Raw genomic sequence first — 18,306 nt, 5'->3', positions numbered from 1 at the left:
ACCCAAATGAAACTGAAATCGAAACTTGTTGCACTGGCGGCAAGCGCCGTCATCGCCATGTCGGCACCGGCAATGGCGCAAGACTGGAAACCGGATGGCCCGCTTACCATCCAGATCGGCTTTGGCGCCGGTGGATCCACCGATACGATGGGCCGCGTTCTGGCGAATGTGATGAAGGAAAACACCGGCTGGAACATCGTGGTCGAGAACAAGCCCGGCGGCGGCGGTGTTGCCATGTTCACCGGCCTGTCCCAGCGACCTGTCGACGACAAGACCATTGGTATGGGGGTGAGCATCCCCGTGCTCGTCCAGCTCGTTCAGCGCGGCGATCAATTGCCGTTCGACATCGACAGTTTCGACTATCTCGGGACCGTCGCAAAAGCCGAACTGGCGCTTGTCGCCAGCAAGGATGCGCCCTTCGACGATCTCGAAGGGCTGATTGCCTATGCCAAGGAGCAGGGCACGTTGCCCGTGGCCACCATGGCGCCGCCGCAGGTTCTGATGATGAAGCAGACCATGTCCACGACAGGCGCCGAGTTCAATCTCGTCACCGCCGACGGTGGCGCCGAGGTGATGAAACTGATCCTTGGCGGTCAGGTTCTGGCGGGCTTCGGTTCGGGTGAACACTACCCGTATCTCGAATCCGGTGACATGAAGGTCATCGCCGGCGCCAACCAGGCCCGCCTCAGCTATGCGCCCGAGGTGAAGACATTCGTTGAATCCGGTATCAACGCCTATGTCGATCCGGTGTTCTTCCTTGCAATGAAACAAGGCACGAACCCCGCAGCGCTCGAAGCGATTTCCGCGGCCATCGACGCGGCGACCAAAGCCCCCGAATTTGCCGAAATCGTCCAGAACGCTGTCAAAGGTGACCCGATCAACATGGGGGCCGAGGGCACCAGGCAGATGATGGTGGATGGGTTGGCGAACGCCAAGATCCTGTTCGCAAAATGAGCAAACCGCACCACCCCGCTGCAATTTGCGGCGGGGTGGTTCAGTATGGGGGGAAACCATGAGCACTCTGGCAGATCGTATTTCGGGCTTGTTCTTCTTGCTGTTCGGGCTTGCGATGTATCTTTGGATCAACCCGAACTTCATCGAAACGGTCGATAGTCGCAACATCGCGCCAAGCACTCTCCCCAACATCGTGTCGATCGTCATTGCCGCCAGCGGCGCGTTCCTGACGCTCAAACCCACGCAGCATCAGGTCCGCAACCCGATACTGATGGCCAAGACAGGCCTTTATGTCGGGCTGCTGACCGCGGGTATCTACGCGATGTCGTGGTTCGGGTTCGAATATGTCGCCCCGGTTCTCGCCCTCGCCATCATGTGGCTGATCGGTGAACGCCGCCCGCTCTGGTTGGGTCTTGGCGTAGTCGCAATGCCGGCGATCATCTGGTTCCTGGTGACCCAGGTTCTTGGCCGGGCTCTGCCCTAGAGGATTTCAGCGATGGTCGATCTTTCAACAATCCTGGCGGGCTTCGGAGATGCGTTTTCGCTCTTCAACCTCGCGTTTGTCCTGTTCGGCGTGGTCCTGGGCCAGTTCGTCGGCGCCGTCCCCGGCATTGGCCCGATCATGGCCATGGCGATCGCCATCCCGTTTACCTTCGGACTTGATCCGCTACCGGCAATTGCTTTCCTTGTAGGCGTCAACAAGGGCGGCCTTGTCGGCGGCGCGGTGCCGGCGGTGTTGATGAACACACCGGGCACACCGGACGCAGCCGCCACCGCCATGGACGGATATCCAATGGCAAAACAGGGCAAGCCCTTGAAGGCCACGAAAATGGCGCTGTTTTCCTCGGTAACTGGCGACACGTTCAGTGACATCGTCCTGATCACCGTGTCGGCGCCGCTGGCCATCCTAGCCTTGAAAATGGGGCCGATCGAGGTGGTCGCCCTGATAGTTTTCGCTTTTTCGATCCTTGCAGGGCTGATCGGCAATTCGCTGACCAAGGGCATCATCGCCGCCGCCTTGGGGCTGCTTGCGGCTTCTGTCGGGCAGGACCCCGAAAACTTCACCCCGCGCCTGATCTTCGGCTACTGGGACCTGTTCGACGGGTTGGCGCTTCCATCTGTTGCAATCGGGATGCTGGCCATTTCCGAAATCCTGCACCGCCTTTCCGAGGCCCATGGCAACATGCGCCCTGCCATTGTCGCCAAGGACACCGGCAATCCCGATGACCGGCGTGTCACCTGGGCCGAATACTGGTCGTGCCGCTACACCATGCTGCGAGGGGCAACGATCGGCACGATTCTGGGCGCACTTCCCGGGATCGGCTCGACGGCTGCCGCCTTCATGTCCTATGCCATGACGAAAGCGAGTTCCAAGGATCCGGGCAGTTTCGGCAAGGGCAATATTCAGGGGATCGCCGCATCGGAGTCTGCCAATTCGGCGGTGGTCGGCGCGAACCTGATCCCTCTCCTCACGCTGGGCATCCCCGGCAGCGTCGGGGCCGCGCTGATCATCAGCGCCTTCATGATCCATGGCATGCAGCCCGGGCCGCTTCTGTTCGAAAACCAGGGGCGGCTGGTCTACGGCCTCTTTGGTGCGATGATCATGGCCAATTTCATAAATCTCTGGGTCGGACAGCTTGGGCTGCGACTTTGGGTCAAGGTCGTTTCAGCGCCCGAATCCATCATCTTCTCCTCGGCGCTGCTGCTGTGTTTCGTCGGGGTTTCGATGGCAACCAGCGGGTTGTTTGGCGTAGCGATCATGCTGATCTTTGCTGTCATTGGATACTTGATGGCGAGCTTCGGCTATTCGCTGGTGATCTTCATCATCGCGTTTTTCCTCGGGCCCCGGTTCGAGAAATCCATCGCCCAGTCCCTTGCCCTGACCAATGGTGACCTCACCCAGGTTCTGAAAAGCCCCGTGGCCGTGGCGCTACTTGTCTTGTCGGTAGTATCGGTCGTCTGGTTCTTGCGGAAAAACGCTCAAGAAGATGCGGAATGACGCGGTGCGTGCGAGCCTGTTCCATTTGCTCTGAACTCAATTGGAGAGACAGATGTCAATCAAATCCATTCTGAGCGCCTATAGCGGCGATGCCTCCAAGGGCAGCGGTTTGCGCTATGCCTTGCAGCTGGCCAAGCACCACGATGCCTGGGTGACCGGCGTTTTGCGCCACAGCCAGAGCGACCTGGAGCGGACATTGCGCGGATCCGTTCCCAAGAGTTTTCTCAAAGCGTTTTTCGAGGCTGAACAAGCGCGGTTTGACGAGATCGCCGAGAGATTCCGTTCGATCACAGCCGAAGCCGGATTTGCGGACCGATGTGACTTTGTCGACCTTACAGCTGCGAAAGGGACCACCCTTTCGGATTTTGCGCGGTCGTTTGACCTGGTTGTCACGGGCGTTCACTCCCAATACGAAAACGAAGCGCACATCTCGGCGAACCCGGACCTGATCGCGCTGCGCAGTGGCCGCCCGGTTCTGGTGGTTCCGGATGGTTACGATGCGCCCGGACCGGCGGAGCATGCCCTTGTGGCCTGGGACGGCAAACGGTCATCCGCCCGAGCACTTGGCGATGCGATGACCGGCCTTGAGAACAAGGCAAAAGTCACCCTTCTGACAGTTGGCCCAGCGCAAGCACCGGGAACGGACTACCTGCTGCGCAACCTTGAGCGCCACGGGATTGACGCTGAGTTTGTCCTGAAGCCCAAGGACGGATCGATTGCCGAAACCATCCTGTCAACCGCGCAGGACGTGTCGGCCAAGTTGGTGGTCATGGGGGCGTTCGAACACAGCAAATTCAGCCATGATGTGTTCGGGGGTGTGACCACGGACGTCATTCAAAAGGCGGATGTTCCGGTTTTCCTGTCCCACTAAATGCGACAAACACGCGTTCAAACCTACCTGCGAGCTTGACGCAGCCCCTCCAATCAATCGGCAGATCATGGAAAACCATGTGCCACAAGAAAAACCTCCGAAGGACAAGTCAGATGTCAGATCGAAAACAATACATGCACCAATCCGTCGCACAAGCCGTGCGCGATCATGGCATTGATACGATGTTCGGCCTGGTGGGTGACGCCAACCTCTTCATGGCAAACCACTTTGTCAGCGGATGCGGTGGAACGATGGTTCCGGCGGCCCACGAAGGCGGCACCGTGCTGATGGCACAGGCCTACACCCAGGTCACCGGAAAGGTCGGGGTCGCAACGGTGACCCAAGGCCCCGGTCTGACCAATTGTTTTACCGCCCTCAGGGAAGGCGTGGTGGCCCGCCGAGCGATGATCCTTCTGTGTGGCGATACCCCCGTGACGGCGCCGTTTCACCCCCAGAACATTGACCAGCGCGAAGTCGTCAAAGCCACCGGCGCCGGGTTCGAACAGGTGAAATCCCCCGAAACGGCTGCGCGGGATGTTGCGACGGCCTTCTACCGTGCGCGCAAGGAAAGACGCCCCATCGTGGTGAACATCCCCTCTGATTTCATGTGGGCGGAGGTCGAACACCAAACCGTCGTATTCGCCTATCCCGAAGCGACGGCCGTCATTACCGAAGGCCCGGTGCATGAGGAGGCCATCGGCATGATCGCCTCGGCAAAGCGGCCGCTGATCCTGGCCGGCGCCGGGGCTGTGTCCGCCAAGGACAAATTGATTGCGCTGGCCGAAAGAATGGAGGCACCGCTGGCCACCACGTTGAAAGGCACCGGGCTTTTCAAGGGCCACCCCAACAATATCGGCTATTTCGGCACGCTGAGCACGGCAGAGGCCTATGACGTGATCGGGGCCGCCGATTGCGTCATCGTCTTCGGAGCCTGGCTGCATTTCCTGACGACGGATCGCGGTGCGCTACTCAAGGGAAAGCGCGTGATCCAGGTCAACAACAGCCCCTCGGATATCGGGGCTTTCTTCCAACCCGACGCGGTGCTGATCGCGGATGCCGGGCAGACCGCCGACAATATTCTCTATTGGCTGGACGAAGCCGAAATCGCGCCTTCGGGCTTTGCCAGGCAGTTGCCGTCTCACGATATTTCGGTCCACCCGAAGGGCGATCCGGAAAAGTCCATCGATGGCTGCATCAACCTTGAATACGCGCTGGACCGTTTGAACGAAGCCCTTCCCGAAAACCGCATCATGCTCACCGATGGCGGGCGCTACATTACCGAAGTCTGGTGCCGGGTGAGCGTTCCGGATCCGGGCAGTTTTCACATGACCGACAACTTCGCGGCCATCGGACAGGGGATGCAGCAGGCGATCGGCGCCGCCCACGGCGATCCGACCCGCCCCGTCGTTCTCTTCATGGGAGACGGTGGGTTCATGATGGGCGGCGCGAACGAATTCAACACCGCCGTGCGCACGAACCGCGACCTGATCGTGATCATCTGCAACGATTCCGCCTACGGGGCCGAACACATCCAGATGCTGGATCGACAGATGGACCCCTCGCTGACCGAGTTCAAATGGCCCTCTTTCGCCGAAGTCGCCAGGTCTCTTGGCGGACAAGGCGTAGAGGTGACGTCACCCGAGGGGCTGGAAGCCGCGATAGAAGCGATCAACGCCCGGAAAGGCCCGATCATCGTGGATATGAAACTTGACCCGAACTCGGTCCCGCGTATGCGGATGTGATCCTTCGTGGCCCGGTCATTCAGCGGCCGCACTAATCAAGATTGGTTTCTTGAATCTCATCGGGCGCATCGCCCGCCCACCTGGCGGCAAGATGCAGCAGGATGATGATCATCGCCAACGGAACCGATACCGATATCCAAACCATCGGGATGCCGAGCGTATCTGCCGTCAGCCCTGATTGTCTCGCAAGATACCCTTTTGCAAAACCGCCGCGCAGGCCGATGAAGCAGAAATAGACCACCGGCAGCACAAAGATCAGAACCGCGGCGCTCTGGATCGCCTCGGCGACAAACGCCAGAATATGGGGACGCTTGGGAAAGACGCTATCCATCAGCACAGCGTCCGAGCGCGTCTTGAACGATAGCGTCGCCCCCAAAAGCCCGGTCCAGACCATCGCGTAGCGGGCGACATCTTCGGTCCAGACCGGTGGCGAGGAAAATACGTAGCGGGCGATAATCTGAACCATAACGGTGAAGAACATCAGGCAGACGGCCAGAACAGCCACACGTCGCACAAACCAGTGAACGCTGTTGCTTGTTGCGATGACGACATTGCGCATAGGACGATCTCCACCGGTGGGGCCGGGCCTCATCACGGGCCCGGCCGTCAAGGTTTAGCGGTTGCTGTCGGACAGTTCCGTCCAGACCTTCACGTCTTCGGCGGGCATCAGGCCGGAATTGTAAACCGCCTTGGAGGCTTCGCGGAACGCCGCGCGTTCTTCCTTGGTCAAACGCTGAACGGTCACGCCTTTCTCTTCAAGGGCCGTCAGACCACGCTCCGAGGCCTCGGTCTGCCACACGCGAACGGCTGCATCAGCGACTTCTACCGCTTGATCGACGGCGGCGCGATCTGCCTCGGACAAACCATCATACCACAGCTTTGAAACGATAACCGCGCGCAGCGGAATGATCACACCCGCATCCGAGAAATTCTTCACGAAATCGGTTTGCCCGAACATCACCGGAACGAAGGGCGAGTTCAGATAGCCGTCGATCACGCCGGTTTGCAGGCCGGCAGGCACCTCTCCCCACGGCACAATGGTGCCGCTGGAGCCCCATGCCTGATACATCGCGATCTGTGCGTCATCGAGGGCACGCATCCGCAGGTTCGCCATGTCGGCGGGCGAGCGCACGACAGCATTTGTGGTGATCACGCCCGACGACGGCCCAAGTGGCGCAAGCGCCAGCAGGACGGCATCCTGTTCGGCCAGTTTTTCGTTGACGCGGTCAAAGATGTTCCCCGCTTTCAGCACCCGGTCCATATGGGTGATATCGTCGAAGATGTAAGGCAGGCGCACACCATAGATGAACGGTTCGACCTGCGCGATGGCACGCACGTCGGACAGCGATACCTCGAGCAGGCCGGTCGAGACCTGGTCGAATTTCTCCGACTCGTTGCCGACGGACCCGCGCGGCATTTCGCGAACCTCCATACCCGCTTCGGTCAGCGCCTTGCCGAAGGCGTGCGCCCAATTGTAAGACCCGCTCGTGTCCAGATCCGGTTTGCTGTCCAGCGCGATCTTGACTTCTGCCGATGCGGCGGTTGCCATCGCCAGCATTGCCGCAAGTGAGAGTGCTCTGAGTTTCATGGGTTTCCTCCCTTTTTGAATAGTCTAGTCGACCGAAAAGCCGAAGAAGCGCGGCAGCGTCAGGCTGATCTCGGGCCAGTAGACCAGAGACAGCAGCAACAGCACTTGAACGGCAATGAAGGGCAGCGCGGCATAAGCCAGCCGCCAGTAATTGAGGTTCGTCAGGGCCGAGACAACCACGAGGCATTTGCCCAGCGGCGGTGTGATCAGCCCGACACACAGATTGAAGCACAGCACGATACCCAGTTGGATCGGGCTGATACCCTGTTCCATCGCCTGTGGCGCAAACAGCGGAATGAGAAGGGTCAATGCCACGGGCGTGTCCATGAACATGCCCGCGATCAGGAAGATGCCGACCAGGAAGAACAGGTATTTGGTACCGGTCAGCCCGAAGGAGTCGACCCAATTGGCCAGGGCGCCGGACCAGCCCAATTGCCCGGCCAGATAGCCCAGCACGGAAATCGCCGCGAGGATGATGAAGATCGTGCCGGTCATCTTAGCCGTGGCCTCGACCGCATCAAAGATCATCCGCAGGTTCAGCCCCTTGTAGAACTGGCCTGCCAACAGCGCGAACAGAACCGCGATCGCCGAGCCTTCGGTCGGCGTCGCCAAGCCGAACACCAGTGACCCGAGGATCACCACGGGCAGGCACAAGGCCGGGGCGGCGTTCAGCAGGCTGGGAATGAACCGCGGCAGATCGTCGGACTTGCCGCCGGGATGCCCTTTGGCGGCAGCGATCACGGCATTCAGCAACATCAATGCCGCGGCCAGCAGCAGCCCGGGCACGACGCCCGCGATGAACAGGGCGGCAACCGACGCGCCGGTCAGACCGCCGTAGATGATCATGATGATCGAGGGCGGAATGATCGGGCCGATCATCGACGAGGCCGCCGTTATCGCGCCGGCATAGTAAGGATCATACCCGCGCGCCTTCATTTCTGGCACGAAGGTACGTGACAAGGCGGCACTGTCGGCGATGGCCGAGCCCGAGATGCCCGCAAAGAACACGCTGGTCAGGATGTTGACGTGGCCCAGGCCCCCGCGGAACCTGCCAACGATGGACATGGCAAAGTCGATCAAACTGCGGGTGACACCCGCCCGGCTCATGATTTCGGCGGTCAGGATAAACAGCGGCATCGCCATGAAGGCAAAGACGTCAAGCTGGGCAAAGATACGCTGCGGCAGGATCGACAGGAACTGGGTCTTGTCCACGGCCACGAAGGTCAGCACCGAAACGGCCCCCATCAGATAGGCAAAGGCCGTGCCGCTGATCAGCAGAATGATGAATATGATGGGAATGAACCACATGGTGTTATACCGCCGTTCGCAGGGACGAAGCCGCAGACCGCTCAGCGGTCTTCAGGATCGGCGGATGTGTCACGATCGAGCGCAAATCCACCTCCGGCGCTGCAAGGGTCTCCAGATCAGGCAGAGGGCGGGCGGTTTCGGGCGAAAGGGCAAACAGGGTTTCCAACGCCTTGGCCGCCGCCAACAAACCTTCATCCCCGCGCACCGGCCCAAGCATCTGGAGCCCGAAAGGCATGCCGTTGGCGTCGCGTCCGCAAGGCAGCGTGATTGCCGGGCCACCCGCCAGCGACCCGCGATAGGCCAATGCCAGCCAGCGGTAATAGACATCCATGGCTTGCCCGTCGATTTCAGTCGCGTGCGATTGCGTCCAGGGGAATGGCGACACCGGCGAGGTCGGCAGCAAGATGACGTCGAAGTCACGCATCACCCTGTTGAAGTTGCGCAAAATGCGTGTCTGCTCGGCATGCGCCCAGCCCCTGTCGGCGAGCGTCATGGCGTGGCCCATCGCGACGTTCGCCGCAATATGAGCCCCAAAATCCTCTGGCGCGGAGTCAAGTGCCTCTGCGAACGCCGCAACAAAACTTTCTGCGCGCAGAATATCAAAAGCGCGGTCCATCTCGCCCAGATCGAGGTCCACAGGGCGGCACTCTTTGACATGCGGCCTTACGTGGTCGATCCGGGATCGAAAGGTCTCGCGAATGCCTTGACCCACCGGCGCACCGCCGAAATCTTCACTGAACCCGACGCGCAGGTTTTCAAGACTGACCCGAGGCAGAGAGGTGAAACGGTCCGGCGCCGCGGGCGCTGACAAAGGATCGTCCGGATCATGCCCCTGACAGATGCTCAGCATCAGGACCAGATCGTCCATCGTGCGCGCCATCGGTCCCAGCACCGATATGCCGGACCATCCCAGCGGGCGCGTCGGGTGGGCAATGACATCGACAGACGGGCGATAGCCGACGATCCCGCACAGGGCCGCGGGAAGGCGCAGTGACCCACCGGTGTCCGAACCGGTGCAAAGCGGCAGAAGATTGGCCGCCAGCGCCGCCGCCGATCCGCCGGACGATCCGCCTGCGATCAGGTTGGGGTTGAAGGGATTGCCGGTTGCCCCCCAAACCGGGTTGCGGCTGTTTCCGCCCGCGCCCAGTTCCGGAACATTGGTTTTGGCAAGGATGATTGCACCCGCCGCGCGCAGGCGTGCCACCATCGGCAGGTCCTGGTCCGGCACATTGCCGCGCGCGCGAATGCTACCATGGGTGGTCAGCAGGCCCTTTGTGTCCTGCAAATCCTTCACACCAATAGGCAAGCCGTCGAGCGGCCCCATCGGAGTTCCTGCCTGCCATCGCAGGGTTGCCTTGGATGCTTGTGAAACAGCACGTTCCGCATCCAGAGCCGTCAAGGCGTTTATCTTGGGATTGACGCGCGAAATCTGTTCGAGACAGGCCGCGAGATAGTCGCTCGGCGTCAAGCTCCTGGTGTTGAACCGCGCAAGGACTTCGACCGCGGACAGTGTGACAAGCGCAGCACGGCTCATCGGGTCGCCTTCGAATCAATGGCAAACAGAATCAACACTCAGTCCCTCCCAAAACCTGTGTTTGGTTAAGGTAAGGCATGGTTTTTCAGAGAAACAGTGACTTATTAGCCATAAACATTAACCAAACGGAATGGTATCGAGCTCATCTGTCGTTTGCTGCAGGCACTTCAGGAACAAGGACAGGGTGCCATTCTGGGCGATCTGATCGGTCCGCCAAAAACAACGCGCTTCTGACAGCAAGCCGCGCGTATCAAGCGGAAGGATCACGATCTCGCCACGCGCCGCCTGAGTTTGGGCAAGCCGTTGCGGCATTAACCCAAGCGCCGGCATCACCCGTAACAACTCCAGATTCAACGCCAATGAAAGCGAGGCAATCGTGTTGCTTGGAGGGGTCAGGCCGTTGCTTGCAAACAAGGCATCTACCGCCCGACGCGCCACCGAGTTCGCCTGTGGCAAAATCCACGGAAAGGCGGTCACATCAGACCAGGCAAGATCTTTCGCTTGCGCAAGCGGATGATTGCGCCCGGCGACGACGACGACTGGCTCGGAAAACAGTGATTTCTGGTCGATGCCGGGAAGTTCCTGTGGTTGCCATATCCGCGCGATCAATAGGTCAAGTGCGCCGGCCTCGAGCACAGGGAACAGTTCAACGAAATGACCTTCCAACACGGACACGCTTGCCTGTGGTGTGCTGCGCTTGAACAGCGCGATGGCGCCGGGCAACAGGGTTGGTGCGACCGAACTGACCACGCCGATTGAAACGGATCCGGAAACGCCGCTGGCCATGGCTTCGATATCGAAGGCGGCCCGGTCGAGCTGATTGAGGGCTTGTTTGGCATGTTCCGCGAGGCGCCTGCCTATCGGTGTCAGGTAGAGCCTGTTCCGATCCCGCGTCACAACCGGGACACCGACAATTCTTTCCAATTCAGCGATCTGTTTTGACACCGCAGGCTGAGTGACATTCAGCGCCTCTGCCACGCGCGCAACCAGCTTTAGGTCGGCCAATGCAGCAATCACCCGCAAATGGCGGAGCGTTATCGCCTTCTGAATATCACTACCCGAAATCTCTTGATCTCCCCGTTGCGAGCCAGCTGCAAGTTGTCACGATTTGTCTGAGGTGAAAACCTGAGAGCTGCCTGTGATCCAGCAAGAGACGCGATCTGCAAAAAAACCGGCTTTCGCAGGGCACCAAAAAAGTTCGATTAACCCCGTATCTGAGACATCAGGAGCGAATGGTCGGGTCCGATCCGAAGCTCACAGGCCGGTGCGAACGGCCGATTTCGGTCAATTGAGCGGCACTATGGCGCGGCGCCCTTGTCGAAGCCTTCGCATGTGAGGCTGATCCTGCCTCAGGTGTATCCGGCCGGCTTGCCCCGCATTTTCCCGGTTCATAGACGTCGAGGCGAATGGCGGGATTGGATTACCATTTTCGTGGTTTCAAATGATGGTCTCGAGATAATACCCAACACCGCCGTGACTTGTTCACCAAACCGGCCGAAGCACAAAGGCGAACTTTGCGGCATCAACATCAGGCCGGTTTGCCCCGCGTCTCGATGGCTCAAACCGACCGCAGCGAAAGAGCAGTTTGGTTTTGGTATCTTGTGGTAGGTTTCAACGACCGCTTCGGCGACGCATGCTGCATCACAGCAGCTTCTTTGCCGGATGCGCAAACGTTTTCTGCATGAGCAATAGCCGCGCCCGCACAAGTCTGCTTTGTCCGCAACTCGGTCGTTGCCCCTGATTTGTCGAACGTCCGCTGTTGATAGAAGCTGCCATTGAGGACTGGGCCGGTTAATAGGTCCTGAACCTAGTTGCTTCTGCAAGCGCAAACAGCAAGGCCGGTAGTAGTGCGGATTGGGCGGCAAACTTCATACAGCAACCTTCAAAAAAATCCGACAGAAACGCAATTACGCATTTCGCTTTTTAATCAAAGCGCCCTTTAGCTGGGATTCACACCTCTGGATCATATGTACCTTTTTTTGCCGCCTCATGCACTAACACTCAATCCGGACCACTCAGGTGGGGCTGATCATATGCTCCTACCTAGTTCGTTGGGTTTTTGTTGCTGGAAAGCGGGCGCTGCTTTTAGAATGTCTGTGGGTTTTCTAACCAAGAAGTCTTAGGGAGAGGCTGGTATGAAAAAAGTGATGATTGTTTCCGGAATCGCTCTGCTTGGCCTTGCCGGTGCGGCGTCTGCTACCACTTGCGCCGGTAAATGGAACGGAAGGGTCGATACGTCGGTCGAGTTCAAGCAGGGTGGGAAGGCAAAATACTGTTACGCACGGGATTGCTGGACACAAAGAATGTTCAAGAACGGCAATGACTATTTGTTTCTTGTTGGTGGAAATAGTGCTGCGTCAGTTGAGATGAAGGCCTCCGGAAAGGGTTTCAATGCGACTTGGCGTTCTGGGCATAACTCGGCAAAGGCAAAGCTTACCTGCAAGTAACGGCATTTCATCCTAAGACCCGCGAGCGCCCGGTAGTGGGATGCGTATCTTTGGCTGACAATTTCTGAGAAAAGGTTCAGGTATGAAAAAATCTATTGTTGTTGCCGTTGTATTAGTGCTCGCGGTCATGCCGATTGACGCGGTAGCAAAAGATCACGGTTGGAAGACACTGAAGGACGACAAGCAACTGAGGGAGTACCTCTACAAGGATTTTGCGCGACGTTACTACCCCGTCGATGTCAAATGCCGAGCTAAGAACGGAAAATTCCAGCTTAGGATCAAGTCGGCGAAGGCTGGGCCAGATAAGCCTTATCACAAATGGAGTGCGACATTCTTGCGACCGGGTGAGACCCACGAACAAGCAGCGGCACGTCTTCCGATCAAAGGACACACTGAAGTCAAGTACCGTGCAAAATACCTTTGCACGGCGGCAGGCAAGACGATTGCGGTGGCTTTTCGTGGAACGCGCGCATTAGACTGACGATGCAAGGTTCGTTTCTTTCTGGTGGAAGAACCTTCTCATTCAAGGGGTAAAGTAGAAACGAGTGGTGAAACCAATTCTGAGACGACTGGACCGACACATGAGGACCGCTTCAGGTTGCTTATTCGCAGCGATTTTCGCTGTCGGCTCTCTGGCAATTTCTGCCGCTAGTGCTGAAGTTGGTTTCCGCGAAGGCGTCGTCTCCAACCGGAAGCTACCCGCTCCAGTTGTAAGTAAATCCAAGGTGTTCTTGAGTGTGCCTCATATCAAACAGGGGCGAGACCTGTGCGTTCCGACCTCGAGTGCAATGGTTCTTGCGTACTACGGGGAGAAACACGATCCTCGTGTTTTGAAGGCATATGCCGAAAATCATAAGCTGCCAGAAAACAGGAATAGTTATACTCTATGGAATGACATGAAGGTGGCGCTTCGCAAGATTGGCCACAATTGGCCAACAAAGGCATACCCGAAAACCGAGGCAGGCTTCCGAGCGGGTCTTCGCGACATTAAGCGGCAATTGCGAAAGGGACGCCCTGTAATGATTGACGTCGATTTCGAAGGTGTAGAGGGTCACACGTTTGTTGTCATGGGATATGACGATGAAAAGCAAATCGTCTACATAAGGGATCCAATGACGTCTGGAACGAAGTCGCGCATCCTGAGCTATTCCAAACTTCGAGAAGATTGGCACAATCACCGGTTTGCCAAAATTTTCGGACCCTGGAGGGTAGCTTTCTTCACTAAGCCGCGATGAAAAAAGCGATTGATCAAGATTTCCAACCGAAGTTGGTGCGGTCAAAACCACCTACACATTAGAGACAGCGTCGGAAAACTTGTCTTAGTCGACTCCAGCCAGGCGCTTTCGCGGCTTGAAAGTGGCAGAATGATCATTGCCACCTTTGACGATCCGCCTGACGTGAAGTCTTCCATTCTTCAAAACCTGCATCCGGAGTGATACTTTGTTATTCTTGTACTCGAGCAAAGATACCCCGCCGTAACCTCAAACCGAGGACTTTTCAGGGGAGCAGGTCAGTCTGCAAGTCAAACCGTGTCCAAACTGTCCAAATGTCCATTTACAGGCTGCGCTCTGGACAAATGGACAGATTGGACACGGGTTCAGGGCAGCGGGTCAGGCGTGAGCCGGTAGTTGTCCCTGCCGCCTTTTAGCACCTCTCCTCCTTCAGCCATTCGCTGCAACGTCTTGGCGCAGAGGTCGTAGTCTAGGCCACAATGCTCAGCAATGTCCTTTGGGCTGTTCTTTCCCGCTGTCAATGCCTCGCGGATCGCCTTGCGGGTCGCGCTGCCATAGGCATCGCAGGGGCGCCCTAGGTCTGACCATCGACAAGTCTCCTGGTCAAATTCCACAGCGCTTTCAAACTCGGCGAGATCACGCCCCCGGCCATAGAGCACCTTACCGTCTGACGTGTTGCTAAGCACGAGGGTGGCGTCTGCTGCGCCTGTCAGCCCGGTCGAGCCTGACACCGTATCGAAACGGTCTTCAGCCTCCGCCTTCCGGACGTGATGGATGACGACGATCCCGACGCCGTGCCTGTTAGCCAAGTCATGCAAGCCTCGAAGAGCCTGATAGTCTGACTGATATAGGCTGTCCCGGGAATTGCTTGCTGGCCTCACTGTGGCGAGCGTATCGATGATGACCAACCGCGTGTTCGGGTGTTGGCCGATCCACGCCTCAGTAGCCTCAAGACCTCCGGCGTCAAGACGTGGCCACTCCGTGGCGAAGATCAGCTCTCTTGGCCACCCGGAAGCGCAGCGACAACTCTTCGACATGCGCGACTTTAGGCGGCGTGGGTTATCTTCCAGCGCGGCATAAAGCACCGTCCCTTGCGTTGTTCGCCTCCCGAGCACCTCGCCACTTGTCGACACGGCGAGGCCGATCTGCAGCGCCAGCCAAGATTTGCCTATCTTGGGCTTGCCCGCCAGCAGTGTCAGACCCTCTGGGATTAGGCCCTCCACAACCCATGAGATGGGCGGAAAATCCTTTGTCTCCAGCTCCTGTGCGGAGATCGTGGCTGGCATCGTGACCCCATCCGGTAAAGGGCAAGCAGCTACGCCGTTGGCCGCTGCTTTCAGACCTTCTGCCCACTTCATGCCGTGACCTCCATCCAGTTTGCCTCTTCAAGGAAGTTCCTCCGCTCACGGGCTGGGAGGCGCACGAAACAGGCAGCCAAGTAGGCGCGAAGTTCTGACAAGGTCGCCAGATCAGCCCACCAGCGCGCGTCGTCCTCGACATCTGACAAGGCGGGTGGGGGAGGACCAGCCGATCGAGCCGGGACGACAGCCTCACAGACCTCGATCACGAGGTTGGTTTCAGTTGCCGCCGCGACGGACGCCAGCAGGCTGGCCCGCTCGTATTCCGTCAGGCGCGCTCTGAGAATGCCGCCAAGGCCACTCCATGCCTCCGGTTCGTGCTGAAGGGTCAGCGCATGGCCGATCGAGGACACGACGCGGCGGTGTCGGTCGCTACGTGTCGACGCCACCATCACCACTCCTCCCTAAAGCAGAGGGCAGCGACAGCGCGCGCCAATCCTCCGCGAAGACCGCAGCGTCGCTGCAGGTGGCGGATTTGCAAATCGCGGCATTTGGCATATGTTCCGGGGAAGGACGTCGAACCCATTGACGTTCCTTTCGAGCCCCGGTGGTGCGTTGCCGCGCATCGCCGGGGCGTTTCGATTTGTGGCTCATTGTGAACCTCCGAATATTTCTGGGAGAGTTGCGAGTGCAGCCCATGCAGCGGGGTCTACGCGCGCGCACAGGCTGGCGCAGCGGTGCAGAAGCGCCTTCCGGGTCAGGCAGTATCCGACTGAGCGCCAAGGCCGCTCCGCGCCGCCTTTCTTGCGCCGCTGCAGGATCCATTGAGCGTCATCTTTGCAGACGATCATCCGGTGACGGGAACAGAGGCGGGCGATGACGCCCGCGTATATGTCGGAAGTTTCCTGATGTGTGTGCTGCGCAGTGGTCATTTGGACATTGCCTCCAGCGCCGCATCGATGTCGGCTTCGGCCCAGTAGAGCCTCGCACCGAACTTTATTGGTTTCGGCAGGCGGCCTGCCTCAATGTCACGGTAAATTTGGGACCGGCTACGGTTTCCGATTTTTTCCTGAAGGCTTCGGAAATTAAGGTAGCGCTTTGGTTTTTTGGCGAGGTGATATTCCATGTTTGGTGCTCCTTTGACGTATGGTGCACCTTGTCACGCCAAATGAGGTATGAGGATTGGGAAATAAGAAGGGCTGCTAAATCACAACCCGTCTCTTGTCTTCACGGCCTGCGCATGGGTGTCCGCTGCGGTTTGAGGGGTAGCCGCGGTCGTGCCGCGCAAAAGAATATCGGCACATTCCGCCCATGAGGCGCCATCCTCACGAGCGTCTAGGATACGCAAATATCTAAGCCATTTGGCTTTGTGCTTTCTGCTCAGCGGCTTGAGAGAATGATGCCGATATGACTCCAAGTGCTCTTGGAGTCCTGCTGGTTGCGGTTCAATCGGCCTGTTGGGATCAAAGACAACAGCTACTTGGCCGACCCCAAGAACGTCCACTCCGCCAAAGGGTTTCTGTGACCTATGGAAAACGTCGAACGATAGCAGCGTTCGGGCTTCCAGTGTTTTTTTCAGAATGTCTGTTCCCATGTAGGAATATTCTTCGTCTGCCCAATCCAACGCTTCGGAGTAAAGCGGGTTCGGTAACGGTGAAAACCCGAAGCTGGTTGCATCAGGCGCGCTTAGATGGATCAGAGTTCGGGCATATTCATCTTTCCACATCAGCCCTGGTGGGATTCCGCCCTCTGGATTGTCCTCCCGCCAGACATTCTTCAATTCCAATTGGAAACCGAAGCGAACAGCTTGGGTGCGCCGCTTAAATTCCCAACGCCAACGTCTTTCATCCCAACTTTCCCAGCCGATGTAGTTTTCGGCTGACCTCCAGTTTGGGCAGCCCCAAAACTCGGAACCTTCATGCATTTGCGGGAAACTCCAACAAGCGAGGCTGAGAGGTAAGGTGAGAAGCCCAGCGTTCCATCAGCGCTCGCCTCTGTTCCAGGAAATCCGTTTGGCGATAAGTGCGAACAACCGCGCTATCCGTCACATGAGCAATCGCCGCTTGCGCAACCTCAAACTTCGCGTTTGCTGCTTCGTCGCACCACGTGCGGAAGCTGGCCCGGAAACCGTGCGGTCGATAGGGGCTGCCCTGACGCTTCATGAAATTGCTGAGCGTCATGTCGCTGATGACGCCTTTTCGCACTCCGGGGAACAGGAAGCCGTCTCGCGCAAACGGCTTGGCTTGTTCAATCACGGCAAGGGCTTCGGACGACAGAGGCACGCGAAAATCAACCTCTCGCCCTTTCCGGTTTTTCATCAAGGGACCGGGAACGGTCCACACGTCACCGTCAATCTGGTCAAGGTGAGCAAACCGGATCGGCTTGGACCGAGTGCCTGCGGTCAAAATCAAAAGGCGCAGCGCCAGTTCGGCAACGGTGCCCCCCGTCAAACTCTGGTAGAAAGCCGGCACCTCTTGCCACGGCATGGATGGGATATGCTGCGGTTGATGTCGCTGTTGGCCTAGCAGCGCCTTGGCTTTTTCGACGGCCTGTAGGTCCACGTCCAATCCCAGCGCCGCCGCATGGCGCATACAGATAGACAAGCGGTTGAGCGCCTTGCGTGCCGTGTCAGCTTTTTCGTGCCAGATCGGCGCGAGCGTGTCGCGAATGTCGCGCTGGTCGATCTGCGCAACAGGCATTTTGCCTAGCTTGGGCAGGACATGAAGTTCAAGCGGGCTGAACCAACGTCCCGCTTTGCCGTCTCCCTTGAGTTCCGCCTTGCGGCTTTCAAAGGCGTCCAGGGCAATGTCGCGAAGAATGTGCAGGTTTCTTTCGGCGTCCCGGCGCTGGCGTTCCCGTTCCCTGATTGCATCCTTGCCATCGCGCACCACAGCTTGCCATTTTTCGGCCTCCTGCCGAGCTGTCTTGAGTGTGACGCTGGGATAAGACCCCAAGCCCATTTCATGCCGCCGACCAAAGCTGGTGTAACGCAGAACCCATTGCGCACCGCCATCTTTGCGCTTGTGGAACCAAAGCCCGCCGCCGTCTGAATACTTGCCTGGAGCCTTCGCCTTCAGTTCGGCGTTAGTGAGTTTGTGCTTTGGGCGCGCCAATCATTATCCCCCTTTTCATCCACCTCCAATATATGGGGTATCATGGGGCATGACGGAACAAGATGGAACAGAAAATATCAATAAAATAGGGGGAAATAGTCGGACGGAGTATCCCGTGGAGCATCAAGATATAGATATTATATGCCGTGTGGGGGCACCATGAAATCAAAGAATCTGGCGACATCATTCGCTCTGCGTTCCGCTTCGATAGGCCAAGGTA

18 protein-coding genes are annotated in these 18,306 nt (G+C 58.2%); 8 read left to right on the top strand and 10 right to left on the bottom strand.

What is annotated here, in order from left to right:
* The first annotated feature begins 6 nt into the window (after positions 1-6).
* The 5 genes from NO357_RS15680 to NO357_RS15660 all read left to right on the top strand — a co-directional run bounded on the left by NO357_RS15680 (position 7) and on the right by NO357_RS15660 (position 5,566).
* A complete protein-coding gene (locus tag NO357_RS15680) occupies positions 7-954 on the top strand; it encodes a Bug family tripartite tricarboxylate transporter substrate binding protein (RefSeq protein ID WP_306736648.1) in 948 nt (315 codons plus the stop codon).
* Between the two features lie 58 nt (positions 955-1,012).
* Positions 1,013-1,438: a tripartite tricarboxylate transporter TctB family protein gene (locus NO357_RS15675; RefSeq protein WP_306736647.1), complete on the top strand. Its 426-nt coding sequence runs from the start codon at positions 1,013-1,015 to the stop codon at positions 1,436-1,438.
* 12 nt (positions 1,439-1,450) lie between these two features.
* On the top strand, positions 1,451-2,953 hold the full coding sequence (locus NO357_RS15670; protein WP_306736646.1) for a tripartite tricarboxylate transporter permease: 1,503 nt from the start codon (positions 1,451-1,453) through the stop codon (positions 2,951-2,953).
* A 109-nt stretch (positions 2,954-3,062) separates the two neighbouring features.
* The gene (locus NO357_RS15665) at positions 3,063-3,824 is read left to right on the top strand and encodes a universal stress protein (protein ID WP_306736645.1); all 762 of its coding nucleotides are present in this window, start codon (positions 3,063-3,065) and stop codon (positions 3,822-3,824) included.
* A gap of 113 nt (positions 3,825-3,937) precedes the next feature.
* A complete protein-coding gene (locus tag NO357_RS15660) occupies positions 3,938-5,566 on the top strand; it encodes a thiamine pyrophosphate-binding protein (protein ID WP_306736644.1) in 1,629 nt (542 codons plus the stop codon).
* A 31-nt stretch (positions 5,567-5,597) separates the two neighbouring features.
* Here NO357_RS15660 and NO357_RS15655 read toward each other — a convergent pair whose 3' ends face one another.
* The 5 genes from NO357_RS15655 to NO357_RS15635 form a co-directional block, all read right to left on the bottom strand.
* Complete coding sequence (locus NO357_RS15655; protein ID WP_306736643.1) at positions 5,598-6,158, bottom strand: TRAP transporter small permease; 561 nt, start codon at positions 6,156-6,158, stop codon at positions 5,598-5,600.
* A gap of 21 nt (positions 6,159-6,179) precedes the next feature.
* Entirely contained in the window at positions 6,180-7,154 is a 975-nt protein-coding gene (locus NO357_RS15650) for a TRAP transporter substrate-binding protein (RefSeq protein ID WP_306736642.1), read from the bottom strand.
* Between the two features lie 24 nt (positions 7,155-7,178).
* Positions 7,179-8,462 (bottom strand): TRAP transporter large permease, encoded by a 1,284-nt coding sequence (locus NO357_RS15645; RefSeq protein WP_306736641.1) that lies wholly within the window; start codon positions 8,460-8,462, stop codon positions 7,179-7,181.
* 4 nt (positions 8,463-8,466) lie between these two features.
* Positions 8,467-9,996, bottom strand: coding sequence for an amidase (locus tag NO357_RS15640; RefSeq protein WP_306736640.1), 1,530 nt, complete (start codon positions 9,994-9,996; stop codon positions 8,467-8,469).
* A gap of 117 nt (positions 9,997-10,113) precedes the next feature.
* Positions 10,114-11,019: a LysR family transcriptional regulator gene (locus NO357_RS15635; protein ID WP_306736639.1), complete on the bottom strand. Its 906-nt coding sequence runs from the start codon at positions 11,017-11,019 to the stop codon at positions 10,114-10,116.
* Positions 11,020-12,131: 1,112 nt separating this feature from the next.
* On the opposite strand from NO357_RS15635, the gene NO357_RS15630 reads away from it, so the two are divergent.
* The 3 genes from NO357_RS15630 to NO357_RS15620 all read left to right on the top strand — a co-directional run bounded on the left by NO357_RS15630 (position 12,132) and on the right by NO357_RS15620 (position 13,678).
* Positions 12,132-12,443, top strand: coding sequence for a hypothetical protein (locus NO357_RS15630; RefSeq protein WP_306736638.1), 312 nt, complete (start codon positions 12,132-12,134; stop codon positions 12,441-12,443).
* Positions 12,444-12,525: 82 nt separating this feature from the next.
* Positions 12,526-12,924, top strand: coding sequence for a hypothetical protein (locus tag NO357_RS15625; RefSeq protein ID WP_306736637.1), 399 nt, complete (start codon positions 12,526-12,528; stop codon positions 12,922-12,924).
* 100 nt (positions 12,925-13,024) lie between these two features.
* Positions 13,025-13,678 (top strand): C39 family peptidase, encoded by a 654-nt coding sequence (locus NO357_RS15620; protein ID WP_306736636.1) that lies wholly within the window; start codon positions 13,025-13,027, stop codon positions 13,676-13,678.
* Between the two features lie 362 nt (positions 13,679-14,040).
* Here the strand turns inward: NO357_RS15620 and NO357_RS15615 are convergent, their stop codons facing one another.
* From NO357_RS15615 to NO357_RS15595, 5 genes are all read right to left on the bottom strand, one after another.
* Positions 14,041-15,033: an AAA family ATPase gene (locus NO357_RS15615; RefSeq protein ID WP_306736635.1), complete on the bottom strand. Its 993-nt coding sequence runs from the start codon at positions 15,031-15,033 to the stop codon at positions 14,041-14,043.
* Positions 15,030-15,425 carry a hypothetical protein gene (locus NO357_RS15610; protein ID WP_306736634.1) on the bottom strand — a complete coding sequence of 132 codons (396 nt, stop codon included), beginning with the start codon at positions 15,423-15,425 and terminating at the stop codon, positions 15,030-15,032. Before NO357_RS15610 ends, NO357_RS15615 begins: the two co-directional genes overlap by 4 nt.
* 476 nt (positions 15,426-15,901) lie before the next feature.
* On the bottom strand, positions 15,902-16,099 hold the full coding sequence (locus NO357_RS15605) for a helix-turn-helix transcriptional regulator (RefSeq protein ID WP_306736633.1): 198 nt from the start codon (positions 16,097-16,099) through the stop codon (positions 15,902-15,904).
* An 81-nt stretch (positions 16,100-16,180) separates the two neighbouring features.
* Positions 16,181-16,897: a hypothetical protein gene (locus NO357_RS15600; protein WP_306736632.1), complete on the bottom strand. Its 717-nt coding sequence runs from the start codon at positions 16,895-16,897 to the stop codon at positions 16,181-16,183.
* Complete coding sequence (locus NO357_RS15595) at positions 16,890-18,086, bottom strand: tyrosine-type recombinase/integrase (RefSeq protein ID WP_306736631.1); 1,197 nt, start codon at positions 18,084-18,086, stop codon at positions 16,890-16,892. Before NO357_RS15595 ends, NO357_RS15600 begins: the two co-directional genes overlap by 8 nt.
* Between the last annotated feature and the right edge of the window lie 220 nt (positions 18,087-18,306).

The organism is Marimonas arenosa (assembly GCF_030848945.1).
Taxonomy (GTDB): domain Bacteria; phylum Pseudomonadota; class Alphaproteobacteria; order Rhodobacterales; family Rhodobacteraceae; genus Marimonas; species Marimonas arenosa.
Note: the sequence above shows the minus strand (reverse complement) of the source record. Positions and strands in the feature narration are given on the sequence as shown.

Coding starts and splice junctions, on each gene's coding strand:
- NO357_RS15680 (WP_306736648.1), top strand. CDS start 7: ATGAAACTGAAATCGAAACTTGTTGCACTGGCGGCAAGCGCCGTCATC.
- NO357_RS15675 (WP_306736647.1), top strand. CDS start 1,013: ATGAGCACTCTGGCAGATCGTATTTCGGGCTTGTTCTTCTTGCTGTTC.
- NO357_RS15670 (WP_306736646.1), top strand. CDS start 1,451: ATGGTCGATCTTTCAACAATCCTGGCGGGCTTCGGAGATGCGTTTTCG.
- NO357_RS15660 (WP_306736644.1), top strand. CDS start 3,938: ATGTCAGATCGAAAACAATACATGCACCAATCCGTCGCACAAGCCGTG.
- NO357_RS15655 (WP_306736643.1), bottom strand. CDS start 6,158: ATGAGGCCCGGCCCCACCGGTGGAGATCGTCCTATGCGCAATGTCGTC.
- NO357_RS15650 (WP_306736642.1), bottom strand. CDS start 7,154: ATGAAACTCAGAGCACTCTCACTTGCGGCAATGCTGGCGATGGCAACC.
- NO357_RS15645 (WP_306736641.1), bottom strand. CDS start 8,462: ATGTGGTTCATTCCCATCATATTCATCATTCTGCTGATCAGCGGCACG.
- NO357_RS15640 (WP_306736640.1), bottom strand. CDS start 9,996: ATGAGCCGTGCTGCGCTTGTCACACTGTCCGCGGTCGAAGTCCTTGCG.
- NO357_RS15630 (WP_306736638.1), top strand. CDS start 12,132: ATGAAAAAAGTGATGATTGTTTCCGGAATCGCTCTGCTTGGCCTTGCC.
- NO357_RS15625 (WP_306736637.1), top strand. CDS start 12,526: ATGAAAAAATCTATTGTTGTTGCCGTTGTATTAGTGCTCGCGGTCATG.
- NO357_RS15620 (WP_306736636.1), top strand. CDS start 13,025: ATGAGGACCGCTTCAGGTTGCTTATTCGCAGCGATTTTCGCTGTCGGC.
- NO357_RS15615 (WP_306736635.1), bottom strand. CDS start 15,033: ATGAAGTGGGCAGAAGGTCTGAAAGCAGCGGCCAACGGCGTAGCTGCT.
- NO357_RS15610 (WP_306736634.1), bottom strand. CDS start 15,425: ATGGTGGCGTCGACACGTAGCGACCGACACCGCCGCGTCGTGTCCTCG.
- NO357_RS15605 (WP_306736633.1), bottom strand. CDS start 16,099: ATGGAATATCACCTCGCCAAAAAACCAAAGCGCTACCTTAATTTCCGA.
- NO357_RS15600 (WP_306736632.1), bottom strand. CDS start 16,897: ATGCATGAAGGTTCCGAGTTTTGGGGCTGCCCAAACTGGAGGTCAGCC.